Below are 19,449 nucleotides of genomic sequence, written 5' to 3' on the forward strand. Positions count from 1 at the left end.
TGCCCGCAATATCCTTCCTTACCGCCGATCCCGAACCGGCGGCAATGTGGAGTGTGACCGGGGGCGGCGTGAGGTGATGCCCGTGGCGAAGATCATCGGCATCCTGGGGGGCATGGGGCCGGAGGCCACCTGCGATCTTTTCCACAAGATCATCCGGGTGACGCCGCGCTTCAAGCCCGTCAGGCGGGATCAGGATCACCTGCGGGTGATTGTCGACTCAAATCCCCTGATACCGGACCGCACTGCGGCCATCCTGGCCGACGGGGAAGACCCCGTCCCGGCCCTCCAGGAAACGGCCCGCAACCTGGAGCGGGCCGGCGCGGGGCTCATAGCCATGCCCTGCAACACCGCCCATTACTTCTGGGGGGAGGTGCAGGCGGCGGTGAGCATCCCCGTGCTGCACATGATGGAAGAGGTGGCGCGCGAACTGGCCGGCACCCGGCCCGGCCCGGCGCAGGTGGGGTTGCTCGCCACCACGGGCACGGTGAAGACGGGCCTGTACCACCGCGCCCTGGAGGCCCGCGGGATCCGGGTGCTGGTGCCCGGCCCGGCCGACCAGGATGTGGTGATGGAGGCCATATCGCGGATCAAGCGGGGCGACCTGCAGGGGGCCCGTGCGCCGCTTCAGGCTGTCGGCCGCTGGTTGCAGGAGGCCGGCGCCGAAGCCATCATCGAGGGGTGTACGGAAATCCCCCTGGTGTTGCGCGACGAAGATGTGGACGTCCCCCTGGTGGATGCCACCCGGGTGCTGGCGGAGACTGCCGTCCGTGCCGCCCTTTCGGCCTGAGCCGCCCCCTTCTTGCCTGTACCGCCCGCTGGGGGTGGGCTGCCTTCTGAGCAGGGCTACTGAGTATCGCGAGGAGGATTGCCATGGGCGTTCCCGAGAGGACGCTGAGCTTGCTGGCCGGTGCCACCTGGCACGTTTGGCCGTGCGAGATGGCCATCGCCTCTTTTCCGCGGGAGGCGAGGTCCCGGGTGGTGGCGATGCTCGCCGGAGAGTCCCTGCCGGGGCCGGTGTGGTGGGGCGACGACGGTTTTGAGTTGACGGTGCTGGCGCCCCGGGAAGTCTTCGAGTCGGGGCACGGACTCGCGGGCATTTCCGGGGGGAGGGTGGAAGCCGGATGGGCCCTGGTCACCTGCCGCACGCCGCTGCCCTGGGACGTGGTGGGGTTCCTCGCCGAGGTGACGGCCCGTCTGGCACGGGCCGGGATGACCTGCGGTGCCTTCTCGGCGTTCTCCCGGGACCACCTGCTGGTGCCGTGGTCGAAAAAGGACGAGGTCCGGCAGGTCCTGGGAAATGGTGGTGCCGGGGAATGATGCGGCGCCGGATGGGCGGGGAAAGGAGCGACTACCGCGCGGCAGGCCGGAGCCGCGGCGGGGGGGTGGTACCGTGCAGGTGAACTGCACGAGGCTCGCCATGTGGCTGCGCTGTCCGTTTCAGTACTGGTGTGAGGGTCAGGCCGAGCTGCAGCCCATGGTGCGGCCCCGCCCCTACGTGGCACTGGGCTCCATTGTTCACAGTGCCCTGCGCAGGTTTTACACCCTGCCCCCCGACCAGCGCACCCCGGCCGCGCTGTTTGCCCTGTACAGGCAGGCCTGGGCGTCGAAGGCGTCCGACCCGGCGTTCGCCAGCCGGGAGGACAGGGAGCGCTGGTACCGGCAGGGTTACGACATGCTCCGGCGTTATGCCGGGCGGGCGCGACCTGCCGAAGTGAGGGTGAGGCGCCTGGAGTGCAGCATGTCCCTCGACCTGGGTGAGCACCGCGTGACGGGGAAGGTGGACCGGGTAGACGACCTGGGGGAAGGCACCCTGCGTGTGGTGGACTACAAGACGGGGCGCAGCCCGGGCAGTCTCGAAGATGACGTGGCGGCCCGCATCTACCCGCTGATGGTTTGGAAAGGGGAGGTGGAGAGTCCGCCTGCCCGTGTGGTCATGGTGTACGAGTACCTGTCCGAAGGCGAGAAGGTGGTCCGGGAACTTGCTCCGGGAGACGTGGCTGCCCTGGAAGAAGAAGTTGCCCGGCTGCTCGAGAACATCGCCGGCGATGAGATTTTCGTGCCCGGCGAGAACGAGTGGTGCCGCTCGTGCGACTTTCGGGCCCTGTGTCCGGAGGCCCCTCTGGAGGAACTCCTGATTCAATGGCGCGAAGACGCCGCCGGCAAGCTGGAAGCGCTCACGGCATCCCATCGTCTCCCGGCCCTGTGGACGCGCCTGGCCCAGATCCGCATGTTCCGGGGCGAGTACGAGGCGGCTGCGCACGCGGCGGCGCGGGCGGTCGAGGTGGGACCAGACTACGTGCTGAGTCGCCAGCAACTGGGTGTGGCCCTGGCTATCCTGGGCAGGACGGCGGAGGCCGTCCAGCATTTGAGGCGGGCGTGGGAACGGCTGCTCTCGAGCAGTGCCGGAGGCGCCCCGCCGGGAACGCGATCGCTGCGGTGGACGGATACAGGCCTGATTCTGGCCGAGGCTCTCCTGGCCCTCAGGGGCGAGGATGGGGTGTCCGAAGCGGAAGAGGTGCTGCGGCAACTGAGGCGGTGGCATTCCGAGCTGCCTCCGGCCAGCGAGGGCCGCTGGCAACGGCTCAAGGCGCGGGCGGAGCTGGAACGTGGCCCGATGAGGCCCGCGAGCTGCCCGGGGACGTCCTCACCCGAAGCTCCCGGGGCGATTCCGGGGACGAACTGTGGGGGGTAGGGGCCGTGTACCTGACCGCCGAGAAGCTGGCACCGCTGATTGCCCGTTACGGCCAACCCCGCGAGGTGCACATGAGCCAGGGCGTTTCCGGCCCCGAGATGGAGATGGTGCTGGACAGCCGCAAGGGCGGGCGGGCCCACGACGTCACCTGCTTCATCCTGGATGGAGAGGGGCGGGTGGCCGTCATCCGCAAGCACTTCCACCCCCCGGGGGTATGGCGGGCCCCCAGCGGGGGCGTGCGCCGCGACGAGGATCTGGAGGCAGGCATCAGGCGGGAGATGCGGGAGGAGACGGGCCTGGATATCTGCCTTTTGCGGTATCTGCTCAGGATTGACGTGACCTTCTTCTGCGAGGAAGGGAGCAGGCGGGAGCAACCCTGGGTAAGCCACGTCTTTGCCGCCCGGCCGGTGTCTTCTGACCCCAAGGTAGCGCTGGAACCTGAAGACCATGAGGAGATCGCGGCCGCCCGCTGGGTGACAAAGGAGGAGCTGCAGGGCCCCATCCGCGACGCCCTCCTCGCCACCGGAGGTGGTCTCTTCCGGTACCGTGTGGCGTTAACTGACCTGGCCCTCGTTGAACTGCATAAGACGGGTCTTTTGGGTGGAGATGGAGCGTAACCCGCAGGAGAGACCTCATGCGCCCAGCAGAACTCCAATGATTTTCCAGCGAAAAATTGTGCTCTTGCTTGACATCTGTCAAACAAGGGTTTGTGGCCACCCGTGTCGAAGGATCCTCAGGATGCCATATTAACGGAGCTGACGGTTCGCCCGTAACCCGGCGCAGTGGCACCCGACCCCGCAGCTGTCGCTCGCACGCCCCGGGGCCGCGCGAGGACGATAGAGAAAGTGGGGCCGGGCCGGGGGGATAGGGGGCAGGAGAGGGTGCTGGAGGGCCTGCGGATTGCGCAGTACCGGTTCGCGCTGGAGGCGCGCACACCCATCCACCTGCCCGCGTACAAGGGGGGCGTCCTCCGGGGAGCCCTGGGCACCATCCTCAAGAGAGTAAGCTGTTCCCTCAGAGACGGTCGCTGCCCGGAATGCGTGTTGCGGCCGTCCTGCCCTTACGGGGTGATATTCGAGAGCGGGCCGGGGCCTGACGCGGAACGCCTGCGCAACTTCGATCAGGTGGCCCGGCCCTTCGTGCTGCGGCCACCGGCAGACCAGCGCACGGTAGTCGATCCCGGAGAGGATCTGGAGTTCACCCTCATATTGGTGGGGCGCGCGATCGAGTACCTGCCTTACTTCATCGTGGTGTTCCGCGAACTGGGCGAAGCGGGTATTGGCCTTTGGAAAGACGGAAAGCGGGGCCGCGCCTTTCTGCGCCGGGTGACGGGGGTCAATCCCCTGACCAACCGGGAAGAGAGGGTTTTCGAGGGAGCCTGCGGCCGCGTCTACAACGTGGACCTGGTGGTGCGGGGGGAAGAGCTCGAGCGATGGTCACAGGGCCTGCCCCGCCGCGCCCTGGGCATCGAGTTCCTCACCATGACCAGGCTGCAACATGAGAGCCAGCTGGCGCGCACGCCCGAGTTCCACGTGCTGACGCGAGCCCTCCTGCGCAGGCTATCCACGCTGGCTTACTTCTACCACGGCGTGGCGGTCGATCTCGACTTCAAGGGGATTATCGCCCGGGCCGGGGAGGTGGTGACGGAGGCGCTGACCATCAGGTGGGTGAACTGGCAGCGGTACTCGGCCAGGCAGAAGGCGGCCATGGACCTGAGCGGGCTGGTGGGGAAGGTGCGCTATCGGGGGGATCTGGAGGAGTTCCTGCCACTTTTAGCGTTTGGCTGGTTGGTGCACGTGGGCAAGAACGCCACCTTCGGGCTGGGGCAGTACAGGTTTTCCGTTTGAGCGCAGTGGGGCTTTCAAGAAGCGGCCAAGCAAAGAGTACGTGATCGGTCAGGGACTGGCGTGGTCCGACGGCTGATGACGGGGTGGGTGCGCTAAACTCTACGTGCGACGCGGAAGGCGGGCCAGATGCCGCCCGCGAACGGCAGGGGGGCGGGCGGAGGCCGACCGGCAGGGGAAAGCCGGCAGCGCGGCCACGGTGGCACGGGGGTGTGGCACGTGCAGCAGGTAAAGGAGCGCAGCGTTCCGCCTGATCGCCACGTAATATGGCGGCTCCTGACGATCCACAGGTTGATCAAGGAGAAGCGTTATCCCAACACCAGAACTCTGGCCGAAGCATTGGAGTGTTCACGGCGGACGGCTGAACGGTACATAGAGAAGCTAAAGGACCTGGTGGCGGCCCAAATCGCTTACGATCCAGTGAAGCGGGGTTATTACTACGTGGGTGGCGCGCCCGAGTTGCCACCGCTGCGCCTCAGCGAAGGCGAGGCGGTGGCCATATTCCTGGCGGAAAAGCTCCTGCGCCAGTGCCGGGGCACCCCGTACGAGAAAGAAGTGTGCGGGGCGCTGCAAAAGCTGACCGCGTTGCTCCCGGACGAGGTCACCGTGGATGCACGCGACATGGTGGAGTGGATCAGCTTCGACGTGGAGCCTCTGCGGGGCGAGGAGCAACGCATAGCGCGGGTGTTCGCTGATTTGGATCGGGCCCGCGCCGAGCAGCGCACGGTGTGGATGCAGTATTACACCGCCTCGCGCGACGCCGACACGGAGCGGGAGATCGATCCCTACGGTTTCCACCTGTACGACGGGGTGTGGTACGTGATCGCGCACTGCCACCTGCGGGGCAAGGTGCTCATATTCGCCCTCGACCGTGTCGGTGAGTACCGCCTCACCGACCAAACCTTCAGGATACCGCCCGACTTCAACCTGAGGGACTACCTCTCGTGCAGCTTCCGCATCGAGCGGGGCGAACCCCGTGAGGTGGTGGTCAGGTTTGCGCCGGAACAGGCCCGCTACATCAGGGGCAAGCGCTGGCACCCGACGCAGGAGCTGGAGGAGCATGGCGACGGCTCACTGATCCTGCGGATGCGCGTGGGCGGCCTGGGTGAGGTGAAACGCTGGGTGTTGCAGTACGGCGCCGGTGCCGAGGTCCTGGCGCCGCCCGAGCTCCGCCAGATGGTGGCCGACGAGGCCGCCCGCCTCACCTCCCGCTACAGAGATGCTGTATCAGGACCTCCTTGAACTCAGATCCCAGATAGGGTGGCATCCAGGTGAGGCCCCTGGACTTGAGGGGCGGACAGACACGTGGTCGGAAGGGAAGGGGGTTGGAATGGCGCGATGCTCAAGTACACCGGGCACCCTCTGTTTGATGTAGGGGCGGCGACAATTGGGGCCATTGTCGGCAAAAGAGACCTGAGCACCATCACGGTCGAAGATCTGGAGCAGGCGGCGGACTTCCTCACGGAGCAGTATACCGTGGATCCCCTCAAGACGTTCCTGGTGGTAGCCTTTCCGAACTCCGGCTTCACCAACCCGGCTTACGCGAAGCGCCTGGACAAGCGGCTCGAGTACGCCCAGCAGGTGCTCCGGGCGTACGGGCGCGATGCGCCCAGGCTGGGTATGAAGTGCGTTTTTACGGGGGAACCGGCTGTGGCGGTGGTATTCCGGCAGCACGTACCCCTCATCACCGGCGAAGACATCATCAACTTCCACCCAGGGGGGAACCCGGGCTTGCCGGTGTCAGGGGAAGCCCTGCTCTGCATCCAGGCCCTGCCCCTGGGGTGTGCCAAGTGCAGCGGACGCCTTCTCGCCGTCCACTCCGACAACCCTGACCTGACTTATGAATTCGCGGAGAAGTTTCTTCGGATGAACATGTCGGCCATCAGCATGGCGCGGGCGGCAGGTAGCACGAAGATGCCAGAGGCCAAGGCGCGAGCAGGGACCCTGCTAATCGATACCCTTCTGCAACTGGAGCAGGCGCGCGTGGAGCAGAGCAGAGGGTCGGACTATGAGGGCGGGCAGCCATGTTCTCTCACGGCTTATCACCTCACCAACAGCGGCCAGTCAAACCCGCTTGACCCGCGCAACCCGCCTCTCCAGATCTACCATCTCCCCCTGGAAATGATGTCGTTCCTGCGTACGGTGGTCGGCGCCGAGTACCGGCATGAGTGGAACGACATTGCCAGCCGGGCGTGGGAGATTCCCAAGCCCAGGAAGCGGAAGAAGGGTGAGGCTGAGCCCGACGAGGATGGGGGGCCGCGCCGCAACTTCTTGTATGAAGACCTGCTGAAACTACCCGACAACGCGCGGTATTTTCTGCGCACGTACTTCCTGCGTACGGCCGTACGATGGGCCAGGGGGGATGAAAGCGACCCGCGTTGCACTTACTCGCTGCGCGAAGAGGCTGACCTGGTATCCTGGAAGCTGACTGACCTTTTCCTGAGGAAGGTGATGAACGTGGATAGGCACCGTGTTGAGCAGATCCGTGCCCTGGGCGACCGGTTGGCGGACTACGTCAGCACGCAGAACGACAAGGGGTTCTTCCGCAATTTCTTCACGCTGAACAACTACGGCTATTTCCGGGCAGAACTGCTTAAGGCGGACGCCAACGAGGTCCGCAGGGGGCAACCCCCGTTGATCACGTTCGATCAGTTCATCGCGATCTTCGAGGAGGGTGACGAGATCGCGCGACCCGACTGGAAACTGGCCCGGGACCTGGTGCTCATCCGCATGGTGGAACAACTGCACCACCGCGGATGGTTAGCCAAGAACAGGGAGGTGGTGCCGGAGATAACTGTCGAAGCCGCAGCGGAGGGCGCGGGTTCGGAAGGCGAGGAACAGGCCTGAGCACGTTTGGAAGGGAAGAGTGAGCGACATAGGAAGGAGCGTGAAGGGATGTCCTTTGTCACCGGACTCCTGCTCATCGACGCGCCTGCGTCGGCGCTCAACAACCTGGGCCAGATCCCGGGGGCCAGAACCGACAACACCGTCGGGGTGAAAGTCATCAAGGCCAGAGACGGTGCGTATCCTTACGTTTCCGCCCAGGCGTTCCGGTACTGGCTGCGCATGACGCTGCAGAACGGGAACTTCGGCTGGAAGGCAGCTCCCATTTTCCGTGAGGAGAAGGTGGCATACACCGATGCCAACCCCATCGAGTGGTGGGACGACGACCTCTTTGGTTACATGAGGGCTCCCTCGACCAAGGCCTCTGCCCAGAAACAGCGGGAACAGGACGAGAGTCGGGCGATGGAGACCCCCACCCGTGACACGGTTACCCGGGCCTCCCCCTTCCGGGTGAGCACCCTGGTGTCCATCGCACCGGTAACCATCACCGACGACTTCGGCGTCATGGCCCGCCACGAGGGTGACCCTGTGCCGCACGAGCACCAGTTCTACCGGACTACTCTCAAGGGGCTCTTCTCCCTGGACCTGCGCGCTTCAGGCACCTTCTGGTACCGTAACAAGACGGGTTTCCGCAACCTGGATGAAGAGCGAAAGCAGAGAGCTGAGGCCAAGGGATTGGAGCACCTGGAGAAAGAAAAGGCGTATCGACTTCCCTTCGACGAGCGGGTGCAGCGGGTGGCGGCGCTGTTCGAGGGCCTCGCTCAACTCGAGGGGGGTGCCAAGCAGACCCTGCATTACACCGACGTTTCGCCCGTTGTTACCATCATGGCGGTGACCAGGGGAGGCAACCACATCTTCGGTCACGTGGTGGGAGCCACGACCAGAGGCCTTCCGGAGATCCGCGTTGAGGCCCTGGAGGAGGTACTGACGGTCTTCGCCGACGACATACTCTCTCCCGTCTACGTCGGTTGGGTGCGTGGTTACATGGACGAAGAGAGGACCAAGCTGGAGGCGTTTGCAGATACGCCGAAGGGCAGGGTGATCCGTGTGATGCATCCGCGGGAGGCATTTGGCGCGCTCGTGGATGACCTGAGGCGACCGGAGAACCACGAGTGGCTCGACTGAAGGCGGCGGTTGCCTTGAGCAGGAAAGTTCTGAAGGTAGTGGCGGAGGGGATCACGACTTCCTTTCGCTACCCGCATTTCATGCACGGGGTCCAGCCCACCTTCGACATGCCGCCCCCTGCCACCATTTACGGGCACATCTGCAGCGCCCTCGGAAAATGGGTTGACCCCGCTGGTGTCGAATTCGCCTACCATTTCACGTACGTGCGCCGGGTGGATGAGGTGGAGCACACGCACATGGTGGCGGCTTCAAGCGGCAAGCTCCCGGGCACACAACTCCCGAAGGTGCTGGAGGGAGCCGTCAATCCCTTCAAGCGGGCCGTGCTGTTCGGGCCGCGGCTGGTGCTGTACATCAACCGGCCGGAATGGGAGGGGTCTTTCCGGAGCCCCCGGTATGCAGTGGTCTTGGGACGTTCGCAGGACCTCTTCACGTACACGGCCATCACCGTGGTGGAACTCGTCCGGGCGCCAAGGGCTTACTTCGAACATACCCTGGCCCCCTACGACCTCGGGAGGCGTATCGCCCGGGGGGTCGCGGTGCTGATGCCGCGGTTCCTGGACTACTCCAGCGGGAGGACCCCGCACTTCGAACGATACGTGATGGTGACCCGCCGCTTCACGAGTGAGGAGTTGCTACAGCCCGAGGGATCGCAGGGCGAGATGTTCTGGGTCGACCCCACGTCGCCGGAAGTGGATGGCGCTCATCTGGGCCTGTTCTTCCATTCCTTTGTGGATGCGCCAGAGGAGCGGACCAGCCCGGCGGGGGTGACGTTGCCCGACTGAGCGACCACCCGAGGGTGGAGGCCTCGCACCGGCATCCTTGCCGTGGGTTTCGGAAAGGCGGTGGTGACCGCGGATCTGCTGTGGCCCGATTGGCTCGATGACATATGGGCCAAGAGTCCCGCCCCCGGCCAGTCAAAGGGGGAGAGCCTGGCCCAGCATACCTGGGGAGTCCTGAGCCGACTCATAGACATGCTCAGGCTGAGGCCGGCGCTGGGTGCTTCGCAGGGGTTTCCCGGGCTGCCGCGGTGTATGTTCTGGGCTTGCTTCCTCCATGACTGGGGCAAGGCGGCCAGGGGCTTTCAGGTCTCGTTGCGTAATGGCCCCCGGTGGCGCTACCGTCACGAGATCGTGTCGCTGGTGTTCGTGGATTGGATCGCCCCGTGTCTGCCAGAAGATGAGAGGCGATGGGTGGCCGCCGCCATCGCCTCTCACCACCGCGACCGCGACGACATCGAGCTTCTCTATCCGGTAATGGAGGACCCGGAAGAAGACCCACTGCGGGTTCCGCTCTCGGAACTGGAGCCGGAAACGTTGCTGGGGCTGCACCGTTGGCTGGTCGATTGTGTTCCCTCCTGGGTGGAGCGCCTTGACGCGACCGGCCTGGGGATAGATGTTTCCCGAGTGCCGGATGCACGGGCAGCGATAGAAGCCATAACCCGCAGCGGGTTGGCCCGAGCCAGGCGATGGCTGGGGGAGTACCGGCGCTTGAGCAAGGAACTCGATCGCGATACGGGGGGCGGCCTGCCGGTCGCCGCCATAGCGCTGCGCGGGCATATGACGACCTCCGACTACACCGCTTCCGCCCACACCGGCGATTTGCCGGCTCCCGTCCTGGGCCGGGGCGATATCTGCAAGCGGCTTGAGCTCGTCAGGGAGCAGATGTATCGGCATCAGACCTGCAGCCTGGAAACGGAAGGCTCGGCCATCCTGGTCGCTCCTACTGGCAGCGGTAAGACCGAGTCGGCGTTGCTCTGGGCCCACGGGCAGGCGGCGCGGGGAGCAGGTGGGGTCGGCCGGCGCTGGATAGTGGGGTGTCCCCGCCTTTTCTACATGCTGCCTTACCAGGCCAGCATGAACGCCATGTACGACCGGTTGCAGAGATCCTTTCCCGGGCAGGTGGGGCTCGAGCACAGTCGCAGCGCCCTTGCCCTCTACCGCAGCCTGCTGGATCAGGAGTATTCCCCTGCGGCGGCGGCGCGCATGGCGCGCTGGGAGCGGAACCTGGCCCAACTCCATTACTACCCCATGAGGGTGTTGAGCCCGTACCAGATGTTGAAAGGTCCTTTTCGTCTCAAGGGTTATGAAGCACTGCTGACCGATTTCCTCAACGCTTTGTGCGTACTGGATGAGATCCACGCCTATGAACCCGGTCGGCTGGCGCTCATCCTGGCCACGGTCGGTTACCTCGCGCGGCACTATGGTACCCGGTTCTTCGTCATGTCGGCCACCCTGCCCGAACTCGTTGCGGCCCGGGTCAAGGAGGTGCTGGGTGAGTGCGCGACGCTGCGCGCCACGCCCGAACTGTTCGCCCGGTTCCGCAGGCACCGTCTACACCTGGAGGACGGGGACCTTCTCGAGGAGGGGTTGCCGGAAGTCGAGCGGATCGCCCGGGAAGGGCAATCGGTGCTGGCCTGCTGCAACACCGTCAGGCGCGCGCAGCTGGCCTACGAGATGCTCCGCGACAGGTTGGCAGGTGTGGTGCCAGTGGTCCTGCTGCACGGTCGGTTCAACGGACGTGACCGCCTGGACAAGGAGCGAACGGTGCGCCGTTGCACCGGTGCGAAGTCACAAGAGCGCCGTCCTATCGTGCTGGTCGCGACCCAGGTCGTGGAGGTAAGCCTCGACATCGACCTCGACGTCCTGTACACCGACCCTGCTCCTCTGGAAGCCCTGGTGCAGCGGTTCGGCCGCATCAATCGCAGGGGAAAAGCGTCCAACCTCGCGCCCCTGCACGTATTCACGCGCCCGGACGATGGCCAGCATGTCTATCACGCGGATCTGGTCAGGGCGGCGCTGCGAGTACTACAGCGCAGCGACGGGCAGGCCATCGACGAGGAGGCCGTATCGGACTGGTTGAACCAGGTGTACGCCGGGGACATCGGAGCCTCCTGGACAAAGGAGTACCAGACGAGCTACGGACAGTTCGTGCGCGGCCCGATTGCCGGGCTGAGGCCCTTCCAATCGGACGACGCCCTGGAGGAACAGTTCTACCAGGCTTTCGACGGGGTTGAGGTGCTACCAGCCGAGCTGGAACCTGAGTTCAGCAGGCTTATGGATGAAGAGCCCCTGAAAGCCACGGAGTTGCTGGTTCCCATGGCTTTCGGCCAGTTCGCTAGCCTGCGGTCACGCGGCAAGGTTGTCGACGCGGGGGACCGTCCTAAAGGATGGCCGAGGGTGGTGGAAGTCGAATACAGCAGTGAGCAGGGGTTAAGGATCGCCCAGTGAGTGCCGTCATGCTGTGGCGGAGGGAGCCCGATGCTAGAGGTGGTGGGACATGCTATGGTTTATAGGGGGAGGGCTGGCGGCTCCGCGCCCCCTGAGGTGGGACGGTGGTGAAGGGGGAGAGCCAGGGTGCCTGGTACCAGGGGCAGATCAGGTGACGGGACGATCCCCGACGGAGCGGGATCTGATTTGGGCGATGCCCGCGAGTTGAACGAGCAACTGCGAAGGCTGGCGGAGGACTATGCTCTGGTTGCGAGAGAGGTGCTTGGGGACAATCTGACGTCCGTTGTACTCTTCGGATCTGTGGCCCGGGGCGAGGCAGGTCCCGGCTCGGATATCGACCTGCTCGTGGTATGTCGGGAATTGCCGACAGGTGCGTTTCGGCGACGTCGTCTGGTGGAGCCGATAGGTGAGCAGCTCCGGGTGGGTCTGCGCCGACTGTGGGAGCGCGGAGTCTACACTGAGTTCACAGAAGTGCTCCGGAGCGAGGAGGAAGCCGCCCGTTTTCATCCTCTGTATCTCAATATGGCGTACGAAGCGATCTTGCTTTACGACCGGGATGGGTTTTTCGCTTCGCTGCTGGCGGGACTGCGCGAATGACTGGCGGCGATGGGGGCGAAACGGCGGCGATGTGGAACTCGCGCTCAAGGGAGCTGATCTGGGAAGGTCTAGATGTGCCCCGCGTGCATGACGTCGGGCCTGTCCTGCAACACCACAAGGAGCGCTTTCCCGCACACTTCCAGACCGCCATCGGGAAGCTGGCCTCGATCTCCCGGGTGTTATGGGCTGAGCGTGAACAGCTTCTACGGGGATGAGCAGAGCGATGTGCCGCCAGAAATGCTGTACACGGCTGAAGATGCTGACGAAGCAATTGAGAAGGCTCGGGTGGTGCTCGATGCGTGTCGTAGGTTGGTAGAGGGCTGCAACTGCGGTGGTGGCGAGGACAGGTGGAGCAGCATGTGATTGTGGATCAATACGGGGCGTTCGTGGGGAAGAAGTCGGAGCGCCTGGTGGTCAGGAAGGACAAGGAGGTACTGGTGGAGGTTCCTTTCGCCAGCCTCGAGCAGGTGACCATCGCCTCGGGCGGGGTGAGCGTTTCCAGCGATGTCATCCGCGAGTGCGTGGAGCAGGGTATCCAGATCAACTTCCTCTCCGGCTCGGGGAAACCCTACGCCAAGATCACCTCGCCGCACCTTTCCGGCATGGTGATAACCCGCCGGGAGCAGCTCCTGGCCTACTACGATGAGCGGGGCCTCTACCTGGCCAGGGCCTTCGTGGAGGCGAAGATACGCAACCAGATCAACGTCCTCAAGTACTTCGCCAAGCACCGCCGGAGCGCCGACGCCGCCCTGCACCGCCGGCTTTATGAGGCGGCCGAGAAGATGGAGGCCATCAGGGGCGAACTCCACGACCTGGCTGGCAGCAGGGTGGACGACGTGCGGGGGCAGATGATGTCCATCGAGGGCCGGGGCGCGGACGTGTACTGGCAGATGGTGGGCGAGGTCATCCTGGGCAGGGTCGAGTTCGTGGGCCGGGAGCGGCGGGGTGCCACCGATCCCTTCAACTCCATGCTCAACTACGGCTACGGCATCCTGTACCAGCAGGCCTCCGGTGCCCTGCTGCTGGCCGGGCTGGAGCCATACGGGGGATTCCTGCACGCCGACCGCTCCGGCAAGCCCAGCCTGGTCCTCGACTTCGTGGAAGAGTTCCGGGCCCAGGTGGTGGACCGCACCATCATCGCCATGATCACCCGCGGTTTCGAGCCCCAGATGGAAGAGGGCCGCCTTACCCAGCCCACCCGCAGGGAGGTGGCCGACCGTGTTCTGGAGAGACTGGAGTCCACCGAGCGTTACGAGGGCGAGAAGCACAAGGTGAAGACCATCATACAGAGGCAGGCACGGCACCTGGCCACCTTCCTGCGGCGGGAGGGCAACTACCGGCCCTTCGTGGCGAGTTGGTGATGGAGTAGTGCCCGGCGTAGGCGGCGTCACACCGGTACCGGCGTGGCGCGGAATGACTGGACGAAGCGGCGGACGGAGGGGCACGGGCCGACTCGGGTAGCGGGGGGATGGCGGTGCAGACCTTGGTGATATACGACATCGTGGACGACCGGCTGCGCACAAAGATCTCGGAGACCTGCAAGGACTACGGGCTGCAGCGCATCCAGTACAGCGCTTTCCTCGGCGACCTCAACCGGAACCGGCGGGAGGAATTGCAACAGAGACTCAAGCGACTCCTGGGCAAGAAAGAAGGGAACATCCAGATCTACCCTCTCTGCGACAAGGACGTGGCGCTGCGGGTGGAGATCCAGTACAAGCCTCCTCCCCCTCGGGAGTGACGGGGGCTGACGAACGTGGAGCAGGATGAAGGCGCGCGGGTGCTGCCCCTCCGGGTGAGCGACATCAAGCAGTACATGTACTGTCCGCGGGTGGTGTACTACCAGTACGTGTTGCCGGTGGAGCGGAAGGTGACCCACAAGATGGAGCACGGCCAACTGGAGCACCTCGAACTGGACCGTCTGGAGAAGCGACGGAAGCTGGTTGAGTACGGGCTGGACGAGGGGGAACGCCGCTTCCAAGTGCACCTGCACTCCGATCGCTTGGGCCTGACCGGCATCCTTGACCTGCTGCTCGTCACCCCCCGCGGTTACTTCCCCGTGGAGTTCAAGTACTCCACACGGGACCCGGCCCTGAACCACAAGTACCAGCTCACCGCCTACGCTGTCTTGGTCGAGGAGCAGTTCGGCCGGCCCGTGCGGACGGGGTTCCTCTACATGTCTCCCGGCAAGCGCATCCAGCCGGTTGACATCACCGAGAACATGCGCATTCACCTGCGCCGGATGATGGGGGCCATCCGCCGGATGGTCGCCGAGGAAAGGGTGCCCGCCCGTACGCGGTCCGGCGCCCGTTGCCGCGACTGCGAGTACCGCCGCTTTTGCGGCGATGTGCTGTGATGGGCCACCCCCACACGGGCGAGCTGATCCCGGGGAGTCCTGGATGATGCAGAAGTGGGGCGTGGCCAACGGATGAGTGGGGCGCGCCGGACGGCGGTGCTCCGATGGGGGAGAGAGCGACATGTACTTCCTTACCGAAGAGGAGCGCAAGCGCCTGCTCAAGGGTCTCATCCCCAAGTCACGGCAGAACGAGGTGAACGAGGATCTGCGGGGCTGGAACTGGCACCGGCCGCCCCTCGAACCCCTCTATGACGTCAAGCTGGCTCTCTATGAGGTGGCCTCCCGGTACTGCCCCACCGGCCGCGACCTCTTCCTGCGCCGGGTGCACAAGGTGAAGCCCCCTCCCAACAAGGCCATGGTCCTGGGCTCCGTCTTCCACGACACCCTGGTCACCATCATGGTCCGGGCCAAGAAACTGATCTACGAGAAGGGGGTGGCCGGTTACCAGGAAATCGTGCAGGCCCTGAGGGAGCCCGATCTCGCGCCCCTGGAGCGGCACCGGGCATCACTGGGAGACGAGGGGTTCGAGGAGGCCATGCGCCGGTGCCGCATCATCTGGGAGTTCGAGGCGGCCCGCATCATCGCCCGCGTCCAGGAGTACCTGGCCAAGCAGCCCCACATCGGTGAGGACTCGCTGGTCTCCCTGGCCATCCCGGTGGTGGTGGAACAGAAACTGGACGGCTCCTTCCTGGGCCTCAGCGCCAACCTGAGCGCGGATGCCTTCACCTTCTCCGAACCCATGGTGCTGGACCTCAAGTTCGGAGAGCGTCGGCCGTTTCACCGGCTCACCACCGCGGGTTACGCCCTCGTGATGGAGGCTCTGCACGAGTATCCCATCAACGTGGGGTGCCTCATTTATGCCGAGTTCCGCGAAGACCGCCTGGTGATCAGCAAGGACTTCCACCTCATCGACGACGAGGTAAGGCAGTGGTTTATCGAGGAGCGGGACGAAAAGATGCGCATGATCGCCGAGGAGATCGACCCCGGCCGCGCCGACGATTGCCGTCCCGCCTGCCCGTACCATGCGACATGCTGGCCCTCGGACGGCCGCAGTCCTGGCCCTCGCCCCCGACGCCCCGGCCCGTGAGCGGTGCCGCACCCCGGGGTGGTGCCAGCACCCCGGAGCGATTCCTGCGCCCCATCAATTACCTGGACAGGCAACCGGCGGAACGTGTATGATTCCTACGGTCAGTGGATGCAGCGATTCCCGTACTAGCCTGCGCTCCCGCAGCGGCAATCCCTCCGCCAGGTCAACTGATCCTTGACAAGTGACTCCTTGTGGTGGCGGACCGGGCCAAACGCGGCGCACAGCATTCCACCCACCATGCCCGGTCCGCTACCCCCGACCTTACGCAGCGGGCTGATTGCAAGGGACGAGGAAACCGCGCCATACCATGGACTGCTGGTACCGGTCATGCCCCGGGGCCCTGGCGGTGGCCATGTAAGACGCTGCATGGATATGCGCCGCCCGAAGATGTGCCACGCCGGTCCCCTGCATGAGACTGGGTTGCCCCGAGCTATCGTACGTCGTCGCGTGTGACTCCTTGCGCTGCAGGCAATTATGCCGCTGCCGCCGTTTCGAAGATGACCGGGGTTTTGACGCAATCAGTCGCACTTCGGGCCAGACCCCCGTGCCTGTGTGCTGCGTATGGCACCGACCCCTTGCAGGAAAAGGCCCTGCCCGTGCCGACTACATCTCCACCAACGCCAACCCGGACGTAGACGGGACTGAAAGAACTCGATGGCGCTGATGTTGCCCTCGATCCGGTTGACCACCAACGCCAACCCGGACGTAGACGGGACTGAAAGGTCCAGGATCGCCGGCACCATAACCCCGCCGGTCGCCCACCAACGCCAACCCGGACGTAGACGGGACTGAAAGCGATGCGCTGCGGCAGCGCGTCTTTAAGCTCGTCCACCACCAACGCCAACCCGGACGTAGACGGGACTGAAAGTTTGCCTCCCGCTACTGAAAAAGGCGGCTAAGATAGCCACCAACGCCAACCCGGACGTAGACGGGACTGAAAGCGGCACAGCTGCGGAAGCAGGCCGCTAAGTACGCGGACCACCAACGCCAACCCGGACGTAGACGGGACTGAAAGACCAGGACTCGCTACTGAGTGGCCCGTAAAGTAGCACCACCAACGCCAACCCGGACGTAGACGGGACTGAAAGCGCCAGTACCACCCATTGAGGGGGCACCGCCTCCTGCCACCAACGCCAACCCGGACGTAGACGGGACTGAAAGTGGGGTGGCTCGGGAATGCGGCCGAACCGCTCGCACCACCAACGCCAACCCGGACGTAGACGGGACTGAAAGTCCACGCCGACGCCAGCTCCAACCCGGCGACCCGGGGACCACCAACGCCAACCCGGACGTAGACGGGACTGAAAGACATATGACACGATCCCCTGGGTCACCGTCCCAGCAACCACCAACGCCAACCCGGACGTAGACGGGACTGAAAGCACCACCATGGTGATCGCGAGTAGGACGACCCCGACCCACCAACGCCAACCCGGACGTAGACGGGACTGAAAGTCCGCGTGCTCACTGGATCTGCGGCGGAAGCGGATAACCACCAACGCCAACCCGGACGTAGACGGGACTGAAAGCCACGTTTTCCGCCCGGGCATGGGGCAGCAGGCCGTCCACCAACGCCAACCCGGACGTAGACGGGACTGAAAGGCGCAGCGCTTCCACCGCCAGCGGCGTAAGCTCCACCACCAACGCCAACCCGGACGTAGACGGGACTGAAAGCCCGAAACGAGTTTAACCATGTCCATCACCCCGCTTTCCACCAACGCCAACCCGGACGTAGACGGGACTGAAAGACTGGCGCTGACCAAGTGGCAATGTAACTCTGGAACCACCAACGCCAACCCGGACGTAGACGGGACTGAAAGGTAGCAACTGCGATTGACGCCCTTTTGAGGGGTATGGCCACCAACGCCAACCCGGACGTAGACGGGACTGAAAGATCTTCGCCCGCATAAGCTCGAACCGGGCGTTGATGACCACCAACGCCAACCCGGACGTAGACGGGACTGAAAGGGTATTCACCGACCGTGATCAAGCCGGGCGAATCCAACCACCAACGCCAACCCGGACGTAGACGGGACTGAAAGGATTCTGCGGCCCCTGGGTACCAGGCCCTCCCATGCCCACCAACGCCAACCCGGACGTAGACGGGACTGAAAGCCTACGGGAGAACCCAGAGGCGTGGGCGACCTCCCCACCACCAACGCCAACCCGGACGTAGACGGGACTGAAAGCGGTTGGGGCGCTTGTGTTTTCGGACGGAGGTGGTCCCACCAACGCCAACCCGGACGTAGACGGGACTGAAAGTCCACCTTGTCTACGTCCATTCCCGCAATCTTCACCCACCACCAACGCCAACCCGGACGTAGACGGGACTGAAAGGAAAAATGGTTGGGGTTTGCCTCCCGCTTAAGGTTGGGTCCACCAACGCCAACCCGGACGTAGACGGGACTGAAAGTCAAACACAACTATGAGCAGAAGGTCGAGACCCGGGACCACCAACGCCAACCCGGACGTAGACGGGACTGAAAGTCCACCCGCACGGACCTGGGCGGGAGCCTGCGCAGCCCACCAACGCCAACCCGGACGTAGACGGGACTGAAAGTTCTCTCCTTAGCTTGCCGCACAGATACCGTCACAGCACCACCAACGCCAACCCGGACGTAGACGGGACTGAAAGACGATGGTGGACGCCATGCTGGGCGTCCTTCTTCTTACCACCAACGCCAACCCGGACGTAGACGGGACTGAAAGAGTCTCACCACTTCATCGGCATACAGGCCCAGCAGTTCCACCAACGCCAACCCGGACGTAGACGGGACTGAAAGCGCCGATGGACGTGAGGCGGGCGATCTGCGTCCAGGTGGCCCACCAACGCCAACCCGGACGTAGACGGGACTGAAAGAGCAGGAGAACCGCTGGATCGACCTGTCCCTGTGGGACCACCAACGCCAACCCGGACGTAGACGGGACTGAAAGCGAGGAGGAAAACGTGGAGTTTCCTCCACCCCACCGCCACCAACGCCAACCCGGACGTAGACGGGACTGAAAGGATACCGACCGTCCTCATCAACCCGCCGACCCCCGCCACCAACGCCAACCCGGACGTAGACGGGACTGAAAGCACCAAACCTACCTGGCTTCTTCTGCGCCATCCCGTACCACCAACGCCAACCCGGACGTAGACGGGACTGAAAGAATACGTATCCTAGTGCGGCAGACAGCAATGCAACCACCACCAACGCCAACCCGGACGTAGACGGGACTGAAAGTTCGGTGCCGGTTGCGGCACCACTGGACTTGCCAGACCACCAACGCCAACCCGGACGTAGACGGGACTGAAAGACCCAGCTCGACGTGACAGCCGGAGCCTGCTACGTCCCACCAACGCCAACCCGGACGTAGACGGGACTGAAAGATACAGCCTGCTGACTATACCGATACCACCCAACCTCCACCAACGCCAACCCGGACGTAGACGGGACTGAAAGTCCGTGAACTCCTTTCCGAGCTTTACCTGGAGCGCCACCAACGCCAACCCGGACGTAGACGGGACTGAAAGCTTCCACAGCGCCCGCTCGTGCTCCAGGCCGCGCCACCACCAACGCCAACCCGGACGTAGACGGGACTGAAAGCTTCCACAGCGCCCGCTCGTGCTCCAGGCCGCGCCACCACCAACGCCAACCCGGACGTAGACGGGACTGAAAGAGCCACAGGCGACATCC

The 19,449-nt window shown here is 64.5% G+C and carries 16 protein-coding genes and 1 CRISPR repeat array; all 16 genes read left to right on the forward strand.

Features of this window, described 5'->3' with window-relative positions:
* Positions 1 to 76 precede the first annotated feature (76 nt).
* Positions 77 to 787 carry an amino acid racemase gene (locus AB1446_10980; GenBank protein ID MEW6547416.1) on the forward strand — a complete coding sequence of 237 codons (711 nt, stop codon included), beginning with the start codon at positions 77 to 79 and terminating at the stop codon, positions 785 to 787.
* Between the two features lie 83 nt (positions 788 to 870).
* Positions 871 to 1,317: an ACT domain-containing protein gene (locus AB1446_10985; protein MEW6547417.1), complete on the forward strand. Its 447-nt coding sequence runs from the start codon at positions 871 to 873 to the stop codon at positions 1,315 to 1,317.
* 79 nt (positions 1,318 to 1,396) lie between these two features.
* On the forward strand, positions 1,397 to 2,692 hold the full coding sequence (locus AB1446_10990; GenBank protein MEW6547418.1) for a PD-(D/E)XK nuclease family protein: 1,296 nt from the start codon (positions 1,397 to 1,399) through the stop codon (positions 2,690 to 2,692).
* A 5-nt stretch (positions 2,693 to 2,697) separates the two neighbouring features.
* Positions 2,698 to 3,309, forward strand: a complete 612-nt coding sequence (locus tag AB1446_10995; GenBank protein ID MEW6547419.1) for an NUDIX hydrolase — start codon at positions 2,698 to 2,700, stop codon at positions 3,307 to 3,309.
* Between the two features lie 264 nt (positions 3,310 to 3,573).
* A complete protein-coding gene (gene cas6 / locus AB1446_11000; protein MEW6547420.1) occupies positions 3,574 to 4,539 on the forward strand; it encodes a CRISPR system precrRNA processing endoribonuclease RAMP protein Cas6 in 966 nt (321 codons plus the stop codon).
* Positions 4,540 to 4,755: 216 nt separating this feature from the next.
* The gene (locus tag AB1446_11005) at positions 4,756 to 5,778 is read left to right on the forward strand and encodes a transcriptional regulator (protein ID MEW6547421.1); all 1,023 of its coding nucleotides are present in this window, start codon (positions 4,756 to 4,758) and stop codon (positions 5,776 to 5,778) included.
* A gap of 96 nt (positions 5,779 to 5,874) precedes the next feature.
* Complete coding sequence (locus AB1446_11010) at positions 5,875 to 7,383, forward strand: type I-B CRISPR-associated protein Cas8b1/Cst1 (protein MEW6547422.1); 1,509 nt, start codon at positions 5,875 to 5,877, stop codon at positions 7,381 to 7,383.
* Positions 7,384 to 7,431: 48 nt separating this feature from the next.
* A complete protein-coding gene (cas7i, locus tag AB1446_11015; protein MEW6547423.1) occupies positions 7,432 to 8,505 on the forward strand; it encodes a type I-B CRISPR-associated protein Cas7/Cst2/DevR in 1,074 nt (357 codons plus the stop codon).
* Positions 8,493 to 9,287: a CRISPR-associated protein Cas5 gene (gene cas5 / locus AB1446_11020; GenBank protein ID MEW6547424.1), complete on the forward strand. Its 795-nt coding sequence runs from the start codon at positions 8,493 to 8,495 to the stop codon at positions 9,285 to 9,287. The genes cas7i and cas5 overlap by 13 nt, the downstream gene beginning before the upstream one ends.
* A 63-nt stretch (positions 9,288 to 9,350) precedes the next feature.
* Positions 9,351 to 11,732 (forward strand): CRISPR-associated helicase Cas3', encoded by a 2,382-nt coding sequence (gene cas3, locus AB1446_11025; GenBank protein ID MEW6547425.1) that lies wholly within the window; start codon positions 9,351 to 9,353, stop codon positions 11,730 to 11,732.
* 126 nt (positions 11,733 to 11,858) lie between these two features.
* Complete coding sequence (locus AB1446_11030) at positions 11,859 to 12,329, forward strand: nucleotidyltransferase domain-containing protein (GenBank protein MEW6547426.1); 471 nt, start codon at positions 11,859 to 11,861, stop codon at positions 12,327 to 12,329.
* Between the two features lie 192 nt (positions 12,330 to 12,521).
* A complete protein-coding gene (locus tag AB1446_11035) occupies positions 12,522 to 12,692 on the forward strand; it encodes a hypothetical protein (protein MEW6547427.1) in 171 nt (56 codons plus the stop codon).
* Positions 12,689 to 13,690, forward strand: coding sequence for a CRISPR-associated endonuclease Cas1 (cas1, locus tag AB1446_11040; protein ID MEW6547428.1), 1,002 nt, complete (start codon positions 12,689 to 12,691; stop codon positions 13,688 to 13,690). Before AB1446_11035 ends, cas1 begins: the two co-directional genes overlap by 4 nt.
* Before the next feature lie 113 nt (positions 13,691 to 13,803).
* Positions 13,804 to 14,067: a CRISPR-associated endonuclease Cas2 gene (gene cas2 / locus AB1446_11045; protein ID MEW6547429.1), complete on the forward strand. Its 264-nt coding sequence runs from the start codon at positions 13,804 to 13,806 to the stop codon at positions 14,065 to 14,067.
* A gap of 15 nt (positions 14,068 to 14,082) precedes the next feature.
* Positions 14,083 to 14,682: a CRISPR-associated protein Cas4 gene (gene cas4 / locus AB1446_11050; GenBank protein ID MEW6547430.1), complete on the forward strand. Its 600-nt coding sequence runs from the start codon at positions 14,083 to 14,085 to the stop codon at positions 14,680 to 14,682.
* Positions 14,683 to 14,803: 121 nt separating this feature from the next.
* Entirely contained in the window at positions 14,804 to 15,769 is a 966-nt protein-coding gene (gene cas4a / locus AB1446_11055; GenBank protein ID MEW6547431.1) for a type I-A CRISPR-associated protein Cas4/Csa1, read from the forward strand.
* Between the two features lie 611 nt (positions 15,770 to 16,380).
* Positions 16,381 to 19,432: a CRISPR direct-repeat array (repeat unit 37 nt; unit sequence CCACCAACGCCAACCCGGACGTAGACGGGACTGAAAG).
* Positions 19,433 to 19,449: the final 17 nt, after the last annotated feature.

The organism is Bacillota bacterium (genome assembly GCA_040757085.1).
GTDB lineage: Bacteria > Bacillota > Sulfobacillia > JACIYH01 > JACIYH01 > JACIYH01.